This is a genomic window from Lentzea sp. NPDC037011 (assembly GCF_055607425.1).
This window is the reverse complement of record NZ_JBVJRT010000016.1, coordinates 51,996-65,784: the sequence shown is the minus strand read 5'-3', so window position 1 is coordinate 65,784 and position 13,789 is coordinate 51,996. Positions and strand designations below refer to the sequence as shown.

Genomic DNA, 13,789 nt, shown 5'->3' with positions numbered 1-13,789 from the left:
TTGGTTACTCGGGTGCGACCGTGTGGCTCAGGAAGAACCGGACCGCCCGCGCGCCCTCGGGGCGCAGCCCGGGGTTCAGCTTGCGCTCGCCGTACTTCTCGAAGACGGCCCGCAGCTCCTCGACGAGGGCGACGGCCTCCTCGGGGGTGACGAACTTGACCGTGCCCTCGGTGCCGATCGCCGGGCGCCACTCCGCGGGCATCCGGTCGAACTGGCGCAGGCTCGACCGGATGCGTTCGAACTCCTGGTCCAGGTAGGCCGTCGACGCCGCCTCGGCCGCGAGCGCCGCCTCACCCTCCAGGCCCTCGGTCGAGATGGACTGGCGCTTCGGGACGATCTTCCACGGCTTCTGCCTGCCCGGTCCCTCGACCTCTTCGACGAAGCCGTACTTGGCCAGCATGTTCAGGTGGTACGAGCAGCTCGCGACGCTCTCACCGAGCACCGCCGAGCACTGGGTCGCGGTCTGCGGCCCCTGCTCGGTGAGCAGCTGGAGCACCTTCCAGCGGAACGGGTGCGACAGCGCCCGGAGCGCCTTGGGGTCGGTGATGGGAGCGTCGGTCATGACACGACGGTACGCGTATCAAGGAACCCTTAGCAAGGTTTCTTGATATAGAAGTCTTGAGATAGCCGCGTCACCAGTCCGGCGAGTTCCGGGCCACCGCCGTGACCAGCGGCAACGACTCGATGACCGGCACCCGCAGCAGCTCGGCGGGCACGTCGGGGTCACGCACCGGCTCGACCAGCTCGCGCAGCAACGCCCCCACGACGTCGTCCGCCGTGGAGTCGATCTCGTGCGCCAGGTCGCGCAGCTGGGCGGCGGCCTCGTTGAGCACGCGCGGGCGCAGGGGTTCTTCGAGCATCAGTGCCGCCAGCCGCAGGACCCGCCGGCTCGTGCGCAACCGCAGGCTGCGCGACGCCGACTCCGGGCCGCCGGCGAGCCCCAGCCGGCCGCGGGTGCGATCGATCCACGGCTCGACCGTCTCCCGGCGCCAGATCGGGCCGGACGCGAGCTCCGCGTCCGGCTCCGGGATGCCGTGCGAACGGCGCTTGCGCCACACCGTGACGAGCTGGCGGCTCAGGCCCATGGCGTCGGCGATCTCCGCGATCCCGTAGAAGTCCCCCACGGGCACCACTGTAACCAGAGATGACGACTGACGTCATCGAGAATGTCTCAGCCGCGTTCCAGCACGGCCCGCGCCGCGTTGTGGCCGCCGATGCCGCTGACCCCGCCGCCGCGCCGGGAGCCCGCGCCGCAGACGAAGACGTTGTCCACGTCGGTCTCCACGCCCCAGCGGCCGACCTCGTCCTCGCTCTCGGCGAACGGCCACGCGAGCTCGCCGTGGAAGATGTTGCCGCCCGGCAGGCCCAGCTCCTCCTGCAGGTCGAGCGGTGTGCGCGCCTCGATGCACGGCCTGCCGTCGGCGTCCACCGCCAGGCAGTCCTGCACCGGCTCGACGAGGTGGGCGTTGAGCTGGTCGAGGTAGCGCTCGACGAGCCGGTCGCGCAGCTCCTCGTTGCGGCCCTCGAACAGCGCCGCCGGCAGGTGCAGGCCGAACAGCGTCAGCGTCTCGTGGCCCGCGAGCGACGGGCCGAGGATCGACGGGTCGGTCAGCGAGTGGCAGTACATCTCGCCCGGCAGCACCGACGGCACCCGTCCGGCGGCGCTCTCCCGGTAGGCGGTCTCCAGCTGGTCGTAGGACTCGTCGAGGTGGAACGTGCCGGCGAACGCGAGCCGCGCGTCCACACCGGACTTGAGCGCGGGCAGCCTGCGCAGCAGCATGTTGATCTTCAGCTGGCAGCCGGGCGAGTCGTGGACCTCCTTGCCCCGCAACCGTCCCAGCACGGACGGGGCCACGTTCGACAGCACGAACCTCGCGTCCACCGAGGTGCCGTTGTACGCCACGGAGGCCGTCTTCCCGTCGGCTTCGACGGAGGTCACCTCGGCGCCGGTGACGATCTTCGCGCCGGCCGCGCGCGCCGCCCGTTCCAGCTCGGCGGTGACCGCTCCCATGCCGCCGACCGGGACCTTCCACTCCCCCGTGCCGTTGCCGATCACGTGGTAGAGGAAGCACCTGTTGGCCTGCAACGAGTGCAGCGACGAGTGCGTGCCGATCAACGCGTCGGTCGCGACGACGCCGCGCACCAGGTCGTTCTCGAACAGCTCCCGCAGCGTCGCGCCGATCGGCCGTTCGAAGACCTGCTCCCACACCCGGCCGCGCGCCACCGCGTCGACGTGCACGCGCAGGTGCTCGCGGGAGACCAGCGGCTCCAGCAGCGTCGGCGCCAGCGCGCGGGCCATCAGGTCGAGGTCGGCGTACCAGCGCTGCCAGCGCTCCCAGTCGCCGAGGTCACCGCACACCTCCTGGAACGACCGGGTGGTCGCCTCGCCCGGTGACCGCTCGACGAGCAGCCCGGACCCGCCACCGGGCGTGTAGGAGGACGCGGCCCGCGACCGCAGCGCCAGCCTCAGCCCGAGGTCGGAGACGATCCGGTCCGGCAGCAGGCTCACCAGGTAGGAGAAGCGGGAGAGCCGGGCGTCGACACCGGCCCACGGCGACGCGCTCACAGCGGCGCCGCCGACGTGCGGGAGCTTCTCCAGCACGGTCACCGACCGGCCGGCCCCGGCCAGGTACGCGGCGGCCACGAGCCCGTTGTGGCCGCCTCCCACGATCACGACGTCGTCCATGCCCCGAGATCCCTCCCACGTAGCCTGGTCGTGGGGAACATAGCGGTCCGAAGGAGAGGTGCACATGGGCCGAGTGACGGTGCGCCGGGCGGTCGAGCGGGTGTCGCCGGGTGACCGGCGGCGGCGGGTCGACGCGCTGGCCGCCGAGGAGCCGATGGAGCTGCGGGTCAACGGGCGGGCGCTGGCCGTCACGATGCGCACGCCCGGCCAGGACGTCGAGCTCGCGCACGGCTTCCTGCTCAGCGAGGGCGTGATCGGGGCCGCTCAGGACGTGTCGGTCGCGCGGTTCTGCGAGGGCACCGGGCCGGACGGGATGAACACCTACAACGTGCTCGACGTCACATTGGCACCCGGTGTCCCGGAGCCGGACACCGGAGTGGAGCGGAACTTCTACACCACGTCGTCGTGCGGGGTGTGCGGCAAGGGCGCGCTGGACGCGGTGAAGCTCAAGACCCGCTTCTCGCCCGCCGCCGACCCGCTGCGGGTCACCCCGGAGGAGCTGACGGCGTTCCCGGACGCGTTGCGGGCCAGGCAGAAGGTCTTCTCCTCCACCGGCGGGCTGCACGCGGCCGGGTTGTTCCGCGACGGCGAGCCGCTGGTCGTGCGCGAGGACGTGGGCCGGCACAACGCCGTGGACAAGGTGCTGGGCTGGGCGGTGCTGCAGGACCTGGTGCCGCTGACCGGGTCGGTGCTGATGGTGTCCGGGCGGGCGTCGTTCGAGCTGGTGCAGAAGGCCGCGATGGCCGGGATCGCGCTGCTGGCCGCGGTGTCGGCGCCGTCGTCGCTCGCCGTCGAGCTGGCCGAGGAGCAGGGCATGACCCTCGTCGGGTTCCTGCGCGGCGACTCGATGAACGTCTACACCGGCGGGGAGCGCGTCGTTGAGGCCGCTTGACGGCGTCGTGGTGGTGAGCCTGGAGCAGGCCGTCGCCGTGCCGTACGCGACGCGGTTGCTGGCCGACCTGGGCGCCCGCGTCATCAAGGTCGAACGACCCGGCAGCGGTGACTTCGCGCGGCACTACGACTCGGCGTGCGGCGAGGTGTCGTCGTACTTCGCGTGGACGAACGTCGGCAAGGAGTCGGTGTCGCTCGACGTCTTCCACCCGGACGGCCGGGCGTGGCTCGACCGGCTCGTCGACCGCGCCGACGTGCTGCTGTGCAACCTGTCGCCGCGGGTGTGGGACCGGCTGGGGCTGGAGCTGCCCGAGACGCTCGTGGTGGCCGAGCTGTCCGGCTACGGCTGGGACGGCCCGTACGCGGACCGCAAGGCGTTCGACGCGCTGGTGCAGTCCGAGGCGGGCCTGGTGTCGCTGACCGGCGAGGGCGACGTGATGGCGCGCGCCGGCATCTCCGTGGCCGACATCGCGGCCGGGGTGCAGCTGCACGCGGCGGTGCTGGCGGCGTTGCTGCAGAAGGCGCGCACGGGACTGGGCACCCGGCTGCGGCTGTCGCTGTTCGACGCGCTCGCGGAGTGGATGCACCAGCCGATGCTCTACGCCGTCGGCACGGGAGCCGCCGCGCCGCGGTCGGGCGCGCACCACCCGAGCATCGCGCCCTACGGGCCGGTGGCCTGTGCGGACGGCGCGGTGCACCTGGCCGTGCAGAACGACGGCCAGTGGCAGCGTCTCAGCACGCTCATCGGCCTCGCCCCGCAGGAGAGGTTCGCCACAGTGAGCTCACGGGTGGAGCACCGCGGCGAGCTGCAGGCACTGCTCGAACGGGCGTTCGCGGACATGACCGCCGCACAGCTGCTGGCCGCGCTGGACGAGGCCGACGTGCCGGCCGCGCTGACCCGCTCGATCACCGAGCTGCCAGAACACCCGCAGCTCAGCGCGTGGACGGACGTCGCGGTGCCCGGTGGTTCGGTGCGGATGCTGCCGCCGCCGGTGCGCGGCTGGGAGTGGTCACCGGGTGCGGTGCCCGCCCTCGGCGAGCACAATGACCGCGTGCTCCGCTGGCTGGGATGCTCCGACGAGGAACTGACCTCGTTGCGCGCGCGTTCCGTCTTCTGGAAACGAGGACAGGAACCTGCGCGATGAGGTGAGCATGGGGGAACCGAACCACCGCCGTCGCCGCACACTGCTGGCGGCTGTCGGCGTCGTCGTCGCGATGGCCGTCGGCACCGCCGTGTACGTCTCCGCTCACCGCGCGGCGCAGCACCAGGTCGCCACCGCCAACCGCGTCGCCACCAAGTCCGGTGCGAAACCCGCCATCCGCTTCGAGCGGGTCTACTCGTCCGCGCGCCGCCGTGAGATCACGCTCGCGTTCTTCACCCCGACGAACAAGGCCCCACGCGGCCTGCCCATGTCGATCCTGCTGCACGGCCTGCACGGCAGCGCTCGCGACGCGGCGGTCGGCAGCCTCGCCGAGAACCTGGCCGATGCCGTCGCCAAGGGCTCGGTGCCCGCGTTCGGCTTCGTCGCGGTCGACGGCGGCGACAACTACTGGCACGAGAACGTCCCCGGCGACGACCCGATGAAGATGCTGCTCGACGAGGTCCCCACCTGGCTGCACGACCGCGGCTACGGCGACCCGTTCGCGATCACCGGGGTCTCCATGGGCGGTTTCGGCGCGCTGCTGTACGCCCGCCGCAGGGCCGAGCGCGGCGACCCGGTCACCGCGGCCGCCGCCATCTCCCCCGGCCTGCTCACGTCGTGGCCGGAGATGGCCAAGCGCAGGGCGTTCAAGAGCGAGGCCGAGTGGGCCGCGCTGGACCCGCTGCGGCACCCGCGCGCGACCGGTCCGACCGCGCTGGGCGTGTGGATCGGCGACCGCGACCGGTTCATCGTGGGCACGCGGCAGTTCATCCGCGACGAACGGCCCGAGGTGGGCACGGTCAAGCCCGGCGGGCACGACGACGGCTTCTACCGCAAGATCACGCCGGACGTGGTCCGGTTCCTCGCCAAGTACGCGAAGCAGGCCGTCTAGCGCCTAGCGGGGCGTCAGCGGCACCGTCTTCGACCGGACCCACTTGAGCACCGCCGGCCACTCGCCGTAGCCCGCGTCCACGTTGATGTGCCCCGCACCCGGCACCACGTCGACCTCGATCCGCAACGACTCCGCGAGCTGCTTCCCGGCCGCCACCGGCAGGTACGGGTCGCCCTCGCCGAGCACCAGCCGCGTGTCGGTGGCCGCGCGCCGCAGCCCGGCCGGGTCGAGCGGTGCCGGGAAGAACGTCTTGATGGCGGGCTCGGGGTAGTCCGGGGCGGGCGGGGCGACCAGCAGGACCCGGTCGACGTGCGCGATGCCCTCGCGGGCCGCGTGGTGCAGCCACAGGTAGCAGCCCAGCGAGTGGGCGATGACCACCCGTTCGCGGTCGGCCGGCGCGGCTTCGAGGTGGGTGTCGAGCTCCCGCAGCCACGTGGTCAGGTCAGGCTGGTCGGGGTCGCTGAAGTGCGGCATGTCGACCAGGCCGCCGTGTTCGGCGACCGCGTGGGCGAGCTTGCTCTGCCAGTGTTCGGGGCCCGAACCGGTCCAGCCGTGGATCAGGAGCACGTGGGGCAGCGACATGGCACCACCCTAGTGGCCGCCGGGTACGGAACGTGCCGGCTCTCCTGCTGGAAGCGGCGGTAGAAGCCGGTCATCAGCTCGGCGGTCGGCGCGTGGCGGACGAGGACGTCGGCGACCTGCCGCGGCACCCCCGCCGGACGCTCCCCGCGGGCGCACGCGCGCAGGAACGCGCTGTGCTCGGCGCCGCGGTGCCCGTACAGCTCGGCGGTCAGCCAGAGCACCAGGTGGGTGGCGGCGTAGTCGCGGTCGTAGCCCTGGTGCCCGGCGAAGAAGTCCGCCTCGTCCCGGGCCAGGTCGAAGTCCGCGGTCAGCGCGAGACCGAAGTCGGCGAAGTACAGCCGTTCGCCGTCGGTCAGGACGTTGCGGAAGTGGGCGTCGAGGTGCAGCAGGCCGCGGGCGTTCATGGCGGCGATCCCGGCCGCCAGCTCCCGCTCGACCATCGCGCAAGCGTTCGCGGTGGCCTCGGCGCCGGCGCGGACCTGCTGCCGCAACCAGTCGTGCAGGTCGTGCGGGAAGTGCTCCAGGAACAACGCGATGCTCGCCGTGGAGTCCCGCAGCGCCTCGATCCGGTGCCGCGCCGCCGGCGTGTCCTCCCAGTAGGCCACCGCCCCGTCGACGTCGGCCAGCTCGTCGGGCAGCGACTGCCCGAGGTGCGGCAGGACCCGCCAGTGGTGCAGCAGCGGGAAGCCCTCGTGGTCGCCCGCGAGCACCCAGTCCGTCGTCAGCTCGTGCACGGCGAGCTCGCGCCAGGCACCGAACCCCGGCGCGCCGACGAGCCCGACGCCGTAGTGGCAGAAGGCGGGCAGGCCGAAGAGGTTCGCCGTGGACCGGACGTGCTCCGGCCGCAGCTCCAGCTCGGTCAGCGGCACCCGTTTGACGAAGACCGGAACCCCGTCGACGTGCAGCAACGCCGACGTCCCGCCGATCCCCGCCCCCAGCGGCCTGGCCGCGGCCACGAGAGCGGCCAGCTCCTCGTCCCCGAGACCGGCCAGCGCCGTGGACACGGCCCCGTGAGCGGCCACCCGCGCGTCGAACGACATCCCGATCCCCCCGGAAACGCGAAAGGGCGCCGGTGAGCTCACCGGCGCCCTTCTCACGAGCGAGTACTACGCGGACTTCTCCCGACGCTCCCGGCGCGAGGGCTGCCGGGCCACGATGGTCGGGTTCACGTTCTCCTTCACCGTCTGCTCGGTGATCACGACCTTGGCGACGTCCGTGCGGCTCGGGATGTCGTACATCACCGGGAGCAGGACCTCTTCCATGATCGCGCGGAGCCCTCGGGCACCGGTCCCGCGCAGGATGGCCTGGTCGGCCACCGCCTCGAGCGCGGTCTTGGTGAACTCCAGCTCGACCCCGTCCATCTCGAAGAGCTTCTGGTACTGCTTGACCAGCGCGTTCTTCGGCTCGGTGAGGATCTGCACCAGCGACGGCTTGTCGAGGTTCGTGACGGAGGCGACCATCGGCAGACGCCCGATGAACTCGGGGATCAGACCGAACTTGATCAGGTCCTCCGGCATGGAGTCGGCGAAGTAATCCGCCGCGTCCGTCTCGGCCTTGGAGCGGACCTCGGCACCGAAGCCCAGGCCGCGCTTGCCGACCCGGTCCTGGATGATCTTCTCCAGGCCCGCGAAGGCACCGGCCACGATGAACAGCACGTTCGTCGTGTCGATCTGGATGAACTCCTGGTGCGGGTGCTTGCGGCCGCCCTGCGGTGGCACCGATGCGGTGGTGCCCTCCAGGATCTTCAACAGCGCCTGCTGCACGCCCTCGCCGGAGACGTCGCGCGTGATCGACGGGTTTTCACTCTTTCGAGCGATCTTGTCGACCTCGTCGATGTAGATGATGCCCGTCTCGGCCCGCTTGACGTCGTAGTCGGCGGCCTGGATGAGCTTCAACAGGATGTTCTCGACGTCCTCACCGACGTACCCGGCCTCCGTCAGCGCGGTCGCGTCGGCGATGGCGAACGGCACGTTCAGCATCTTCGCGAGCGTCTGCGCGAGGTAGGTCTTGCCACAGCCCGTCGGGCCGAGCATCAGGATGTTCGACTTGGCCAGCTCGACACCGTCGTCACGACCCTCGCGCCCGCGGTCGCCCGCCTGGATGCGCTTGTAGTGGTTGTAGACGGCGACGGAGAGGGTGCGCTTCGCATCGCTCTGGCCGATGACGTACTGGTCGAGGAACTCGTGGATCTCGGCGGGCTTCGGCAGCTCGTCGAGCTTCACGTCGCCGGCTTCCGCCAGCTCCTCCTCGATGATCTCGTTGCAGAGATCGATGCACTCATCGCAGATGTAGACGCCGGGGCCGGCGATGAGTTTCTTCACCTGCTTCTGGCTCTTTCCGCAGAAAGAGCACTTCAGCAAGTCGCCGCCGTCACCGATACGCGCCATGACCGCTGACCTATGTCCCCTCCGGCGCACACCTGCTGTAGTGCGCCTGCTGACTTGCTGTGGCAGTCCCACTGGCTGTGGGTGCTTCGCCCGTTCTCCTGACGGTACCCGGCCGACCCCGTTTCAGGGGAGGACCAGCGTCCCCCCGACGCCCCGATCAGGCCAGTTGCCCGGTCACATCGGCGTGTCGGCGGTTCCCGAGGGCCGGCTTCCCAGCCCTCGGGAGACGACGCTTCAGGACTTCGCGGAGAGCTTGCGGTAGGGCAGCACCGAGTCGACGATGCCGTAGTCCTTGGCCTCGTCGGCCGTGAGGATGCGGTCGCGCTCGATGCTCTCGCGAACCTCCTCCGCCGTGCGGTTGGTGTGCCGCGCGAGGGTGGACTCCATCAGGCGGCGCACGCGCTGGATCTCGTTCGACTGGATCTCCAGGTCGGACACCTGACCGTACGCGCCCTCCATGGAGGGCTGGTGGATCAGGATTCGCGCGTTCGGCAGCGCGTGGCGCTTGCCGGGGGTGCCGGCGGCCAGCAGCACCGCGGCGGCCGAGGCGGCCTGGCCGAGGCAGTACGTCTGGATGTCCGGGCGGACGAACTGCATGGTGTCGTAGATGGCCATCAGCGAGGTGAACGAGCCACCCGGCGAGTTGATGTACATCAGGATGTCGCGGTCCGGGTCCTCGGACTCGAGGACCAGCAGCTGCGCCATGACGTCGTTGGCCGAGGCGTCGTCAACCTGCACGCCGAGGAAGATGATGCGCTCCTCGAACAGCTTGTTGTACGGGTTCGACTCCTTCATGCCGTAGCTGGTGCGCTCGACGAACGACGGCAGCACGTACCGCGACTGAGGCATGTGGAACTGGCTCACTTGAGGTCTCCTAGCTGACGTCAGTTGTTCGAGTCGCCGACGGGCTGCGACCGGGTGACGACCTTGTCGACGAAGCCGTACTCCAGCGCTTCCTGCGCGGTGAACCAGCGGTCGCGGTCGGAGTCGGCGATGATGCGCTCGACCGGCTGGCCGGTGTGCTCGGCGATCAGCTCGGCCATCTCGCGCTTGGTGCGCGTCAGCATGTCCGCCTGGATCGCGATGTCCGCCGCCGTACCACCGACACCCGCCGACGGCTGGTGCATGAGGATGCGCGCGTGCGGGAGCGCCTGGCGCTTGCCGCGGGCACCCGCGGAGAGCAGGAACTGACCCATCGACGCCGCGAGACCCATGGCGACCGTGGCCACGTCCGGCTCGATCAGCTGCATCGTGTCGTAGATGGCCATGCCCGCCGTGACGGAACCACCCGGCGAGTTGATGTAGAGGGTGATGTCCTTCTCGGGGTCCTCAGCGGCCAGCAGCAGCAACTGAGCGGTGATCTGGTTGGCGATGCCCTCTTCGACCTGCGATCCCAGGACGATGATCCGCTCGCGGAGCAGCCGCTCGTACACCGAGTCGTTGAGGTTCATCCCGGCGGTGGCCGACCGCATCTCGGGGGTCGGGAAGGAGTGCTGCGTCACGTCTGCCTGCCTAACTCCAGGTGGAACGAATCTGGAAGCGAAAACTCTCTGCGATCGACCTTAACGAAGGCGGGCGGCGTCAGATGCCCGACACCGCCCGCGTTCGCTCAGGGCTGTATTTCCGGCGTTCGCCGCGTCACGCGGCGAGGGCGCCGAACTACTCCGCGTCCTCTTGGGACTTGGTCTCGCCGAAGAGCTCGTCGAGGTCCAGCTTCTCGCCGCTGGTGTCGCTGACCGTCGCCTGGCGCACGACGCTCGCGAGCGCCTTGCCGCGGCGGACGTCGGCGAAGATCGCGCCGAGCTGGCCGGACTGCTGCGCGCGCTTGACGTACTCGTCGGGGCTGATGCCGAAGCGCTGGGCCTGGTAGATGATCCGCTCGGTCAGCTCGCCGTCGGACACCGTGACCTGCTCGGCGTCGGCGATCGAGTCGAGCACCAGCTGCGTCTTGACGGCCTGCTCGGCGGCCTTGCGCAGCTCGGCGTCGAACTCCTCCTCCGACTGGCCCTGCTCCTCGAGCCACGCGGCGAACTTCGCGTCGTCGTGGTCGAAGGCGTGCACGGCGTCGTGCTTGCGGGCGTCGATCTCGCCCTGGACGATGCCCTCGGGCAGCGGGACCTCGGTGGTCTCCAGCAGCGCCTCGAGGACCTTGTCGCGCGCCTGCACGCCCTGCTGCATCTTCTTGACGCGGCCCAGGCGGGTCCGCAGGTCGGCCTTGAGCTCGTCGAGCGTGTCGAACTCGCTGGCGAGCTGCGCGAACTCGTCGTCGAGCTCGGGGAGCTGGCGCTCCTTCACCGTGTTCAGCACGACGGTGACCTCGGCCTCGCTGCCCTCGTGCTCACCGGCGACGAGCGTGGTGGTGAAGGTCTTGGTCTCGCCCTCGGACGCGCCGACGAGCGCCTCGTCGATGCCCTCGACGAGCTGGCCGGAACCGATCTCGTAGGACAGGCCGCTGGTGCGCGCCTCCTCGACCTCCTCGCCGCCGACGGTGGCGGACAGGTCGACGACGACGAAGTCGCCGGTCTGCGCGGGGCGGCTGACGCCGGTCAGCGTGCCGAAGCGGGCGCGGAGCTCGTCCAGCTGCGTGGTCACGTCCTCGTCGGCGACCTCCTGCTCGTCCACGGTCACCGCGAGCTCGCCGAACGCGGGCACGGTGATCTCGGGACGGACGTCGACCTCGGCCGTGAACTCGAGCGTCGCGCCGTCCTCGATCTTGGTGACCTCGAAGTCGGGGCGGCCCAGCGTGCGCACCTCACCGGCGTTGACCGCCTCCAGGTACTTGGCCGGGATGGCCTCCTGGATGACCTCGTCCAGGACCGGAGCGCGGCCGATGCGGCTCTCCAGCACCTTGGCGGGGGCCTTGCCGGGGCGGAAGCCGGGGATGCGGACCTGCTTCGCGAGCTTCCGGTACGCCTGGTCGAAGTTCGACTTGAGCTCGTCGAACGGCACCTCGACGTTGATCCGGACCCTCGTCGGGCTCAGGTGCTCGACGGTGCTCTTCAACGTGGACTCCTCGATACGAACAAGAACGTGCAGACAGCCGGTACCGCCACTCGTGGCGCCCGGATTCCCAGCGAGTCTAGGCGAGGCCCGCCGTGTGACCGCCGCCACCCCGGTTCCGCGCCCCGCGGGACCGGTCGGCAGCCATCGCTACCCTTCTCCGCACACGGCCGGTTCGTGCCGTTCTGGGGGCTTCACCCGATCATCGGGAGTTCGACGTGCACAGTGCTGTCAGCAGACTTCTCGCCATCACCGCCGCCGGCGCCGTCCTGGGAGCGGCCGCGGTCGCACCCGCGTCGGCGGGCACCCCGGTCTTCCCGCAGGTCGCCACGGCGTCCGCCTACGCGCTGACCGTCAACGGCCGGACCGAGGGCCTCAGCCGCACCTGGCTCCCCGGCGACGAGCCCGCCGGGTTCCGCGCGGACGAGGTCGTGGTCGGCCGCACCGCCCTGCACCCCGGCTGGGGCGTGCACCTGGCCGACGAGGACGTGGCGCCGCAGCTGCCCGAGTCCGCCGTGGTCCTCTATGCGGGCCCCGGTGACAGCACGAACCTCAAGGCCGAACGCCTCGCCTCGATCGCGCTCACGGACTCGCGGGGCCCGTTCCTGGCGTTCGCCGAGATCAACCGCACGGCGTGGTGCACCACCGACCCGGACAGCTACAACACGGTCAGCGAGATGTCGAACCTCGCCCTGCACCTCCGCGACGCGGCGGGCCGGATGGTCAAGGCGCCGGCCAACGGCATCGGCGTGCACACCCTGACGGGCGTCGACGCGGGCGACTCCGCGACCCCGGACGGCGCGCAGCGGACCACCACGGTCGAGCTCCGCGGCGCGCAGCGGGCGTCCATCCTCGAACCGTGGCGCAGCAAGTTCCCCCACACCTACGAGTGGGCGGACGGCATCCGCCTCACCGTGACGCAGCAGCTGGGCACCGAACCGCCGGTCGTCTACAGCTTCCTGCTCGGCGGCGGGGCCTGCGGCGCCTGATCCGCACCTCCGCCCACAACGCCGTCACCTCTGCGAGGTGGCGGCGTTGTTTGTTCGCCTGGCGAAAGGATCACTGAAAAGAGTCGGCCCGCTACGGCCTGTCGCAGACCACCTCTCTAAAATCACTCTTTCGGCGGAAACCCCCTTTCGCGACCGATCAAGATGACTCCATTAGCACCAATGTTGCGGCCAAGGGGGACAGGTAGCGTTACGACCCTCGCACCATCCGTAACAGGACCACGGGAACGAACGAGAAAAAGTCGTCGCACCGTTTTAATCCGAGGATCCGCCTGATGGAGACACGCCAGCTTCTCGCGTTCACGACCGTGGTTCAGACAGGGAGCTTCACCAAGGCCGCAGCCACGCTCAACTGCTCGCAGCCGACCATCACGACCCGCATCAAGGCCCTGGAGGAGGCACTCGGCGTCGTGCTATTCCGACGCCTGCCGCGGGGTATCCAGATGACCTCCGCAGGCGTGGAACTGCTCCCGTTCGCGCGAAACATCATCAACCTCACGGAAAAGGCCCGAAAAGCCATCACGATGAACGGCGAGCCGCACGGCAAACTCGTCATCGGTTCCGCACAGAGTTTGACCGACTACCGTCTGTTACCGCTCATCGAATACATGTGCTGGCGCTACCCGAGCGTCCAACTCTCGCTCCACTCGCGCAACGCCCTGAACAACCTGAACTCGGTGCGCGACGGCCAACTCGACTGCGCGTTCTTCATCGGCGCCATCGAGCCGCGCGAGGGCCTGGAGACGACGGTGCTGTGCCCGGAACCGCTCGTGGTGGTGGCCGGCCCGAACCACATGCTGACGCAGCGCCAGTCCCTCACGGAGGACGACCTCACCGGCAGCACGCTGATCCGCGCCGAGAACGGCGCCGCCTACCACGACCTGTTCGAGAGCTCCCTCGCCTTCGACGAGACGCGGGCCCCGGTCCTGGAGCTGGACTCGATCGACGCGGCGAAGCGCGCCGTCTCCTCCGGCCTCGGCATCGCGCTGATGCCGGAGGTCACCGTCGCCGCCGAGCTGGCCGACGGCAGGTTGGTCCGCTTGCCCTGGTCCCCGAACTTCCGCGTCTACACCCAGTTCGGCTGGCGCCAGGACAACTCGACGAACCCGGCGGTGACCGCACTCGTGTCGGCGGCGGCCCAGGTGGTCAGCGACCAGGTGGCCTCGCTGACCTGACCGTCCCGAGCGCAGGACCTCGCCCGG

The 13,789-nt window shown here is 70.3% G+C and carries 14 protein-coding genes; 5 read left to right on the top strand and 9 right to left on the bottom strand.

Features of this window, described 5'->3' with window-relative positions:
- Nucleotides 1-4: 4 nt before the first annotated feature.
- The 3 genes from ACZ7CH_RS36440 to ACZ7CH_RS36430 all read right to left on the bottom strand — a co-directional run bounded on the left by ACZ7CH_RS36440 (nucleotide 5) and on the right by ACZ7CH_RS36430 (nucleotide 2,686).
- Nucleotides 5-562 (bottom strand): winged helix-turn-helix domain-containing protein, encoded by a 558-nt coding sequence (locus tag ACZ7CH_RS36440; RefSeq protein ID WP_470376015.1) that lies wholly within the window; start codon nucleotides 560-562, stop codon nucleotides 5-7.
- Nucleotides 563-632: 70 nt separating this feature from the next.
- Nucleotides 633-1,124, bottom strand: coding sequence for a hypothetical protein (locus ACZ7CH_RS36435; protein WP_360399472.1), 492 nt, complete (start codon nucleotides 1,122-1,124; stop codon nucleotides 633-635).
- Between the two features lie 47 nt (nucleotides 1,125-1,171).
- A complete protein-coding gene (locus ACZ7CH_RS36430) occupies nucleotides 1,172-2,686 on the bottom strand; it encodes a phytoene desaturase family protein (RefSeq protein ID WP_458433940.1) in 1,515 nt (504 codons plus the stop codon).
- Nucleotides 2,687-2,750: 64 nt separating this feature from the next.
- Here ACZ7CH_RS36430 and fdhD point away from each other — a divergent pair, with 64 nt between their 5' ends.
- From fdhD to ACZ7CH_RS36415, 3 genes are read left to right on the top strand one after another with little or no spacing between them, the layout of a single operon-like run.
- Nucleotides 2,751-3,578, top strand: a complete 828-nt coding sequence (gene fdhD, locus ACZ7CH_RS36425) for a formate dehydrogenase accessory sulfurtransferase FdhD (RefSeq protein WP_470372162.1) — start codon at nucleotides 2,751-2,753, stop codon at nucleotides 3,576-3,578.
- Nucleotides 3,565-4,722, top strand: coding sequence for a CaiB/BaiF CoA transferase family protein (locus ACZ7CH_RS36420; RefSeq protein ID WP_360399481.1), 1,158 nt, complete (start codon nucleotides 3,565-3,567; stop codon nucleotides 4,720-4,722). The genes fdhD and ACZ7CH_RS36420 overlap by 14 nt, the downstream gene beginning before the upstream one ends.
- 7 nt (nucleotides 4,723-4,729) lie before the next feature.
- Nucleotides 4,730-5,611, top strand: coding sequence for an alpha/beta hydrolase (locus ACZ7CH_RS36415; RefSeq protein ID WP_360399484.1), 882 nt, complete (start codon nucleotides 4,730-4,732; stop codon nucleotides 5,609-5,611).
- A gap of 3 nt (nucleotides 5,612-5,614) precedes the next feature.
- Here the strand turns inward: ACZ7CH_RS36415 and ACZ7CH_RS36410 are convergent, their stop codons facing one another.
- The 6 genes from ACZ7CH_RS36410 to tig form a co-directional block, all read right to left on the bottom strand.
- A complete protein-coding gene (locus ACZ7CH_RS36410) occupies nucleotides 5,615-6,193 on the bottom strand; it encodes an RBBP9/YdeN family alpha/beta hydrolase (protein ID WP_458433942.1) in 579 nt (192 codons plus the stop codon).
- The gene (locus ACZ7CH_RS36405; RefSeq protein ID WP_470376014.1) at nucleotides 6,169-7,233 is read right to left on the bottom strand and encodes a BUD32 family EKC/KEOPS complex subunit; all 1,065 of its coding nucleotides are present in this window, start codon (nucleotides 7,231-7,233) and stop codon (nucleotides 6,169-6,171) included. Before ACZ7CH_RS36405 ends, ACZ7CH_RS36410 begins: the two co-directional genes overlap by 25 nt.
- Before the next feature lie 66 nt (nucleotides 7,234-7,299).
- Nucleotides 7,300-8,580: an ATP-dependent Clp protease ATP-binding subunit ClpX gene (clpX, locus tag ACZ7CH_RS36400; protein WP_360399493.1), complete on the bottom strand. Its 1,281-nt coding sequence runs from the start codon at nucleotides 8,578-8,580 to the stop codon at nucleotides 7,300-7,302.
- A 234-nt stretch (nucleotides 8,581-8,814) separates the two neighbouring features.
- A complete protein-coding gene (locus tag ACZ7CH_RS36395; RefSeq protein ID WP_089957693.1) occupies nucleotides 8,815-9,429 on the bottom strand; it encodes an ATP-dependent Clp protease proteolytic subunit in 615 nt (204 codons plus the stop codon).
- Nucleotides 9,430-9,464: 35 nt separating this feature from the next.
- Entirely contained in the window at nucleotides 9,465-10,052 is a 588-nt protein-coding gene (locus tag ACZ7CH_RS36390) for an ATP-dependent Clp protease proteolytic subunit (protein WP_053735683.1), read from the bottom strand.
- Nucleotides 10,053-10,239: 187 nt separating this feature from the next.
- Nucleotides 10,240-11,583 (bottom strand): trigger factor, encoded by a 1,344-nt coding sequence (gene tig, locus ACZ7CH_RS36385; protein WP_360399496.1) that lies wholly within the window; start codon nucleotides 11,581-11,583, stop codon nucleotides 10,240-10,242.
- A gap of 215 nt (nucleotides 11,584-11,798) precedes the next feature.
- Here tig and ACZ7CH_RS36380 point away from each other — a divergent pair, with 215 nt between their 5' ends.
- Complete coding sequence (locus ACZ7CH_RS36380; protein ID WP_470376013.1) at nucleotides 11,799-12,569, top strand: hypothetical protein; 771 nt, start codon at nucleotides 11,799-11,801, stop codon at nucleotides 12,567-12,569.
- A 293-nt stretch (nucleotides 12,570-12,862) separates the two neighbouring features.
- Nucleotides 12,863-13,762, top strand: a complete 900-nt coding sequence (locus tag ACZ7CH_RS36375) for a LysR family transcriptional regulator (RefSeq protein WP_360399502.1) — start codon at nucleotides 12,863-12,865, stop codon at nucleotides 13,760-13,762.
- The last annotated feature ends 27 nt before the right edge of the window (nucleotides 13,763-13,789 follow it).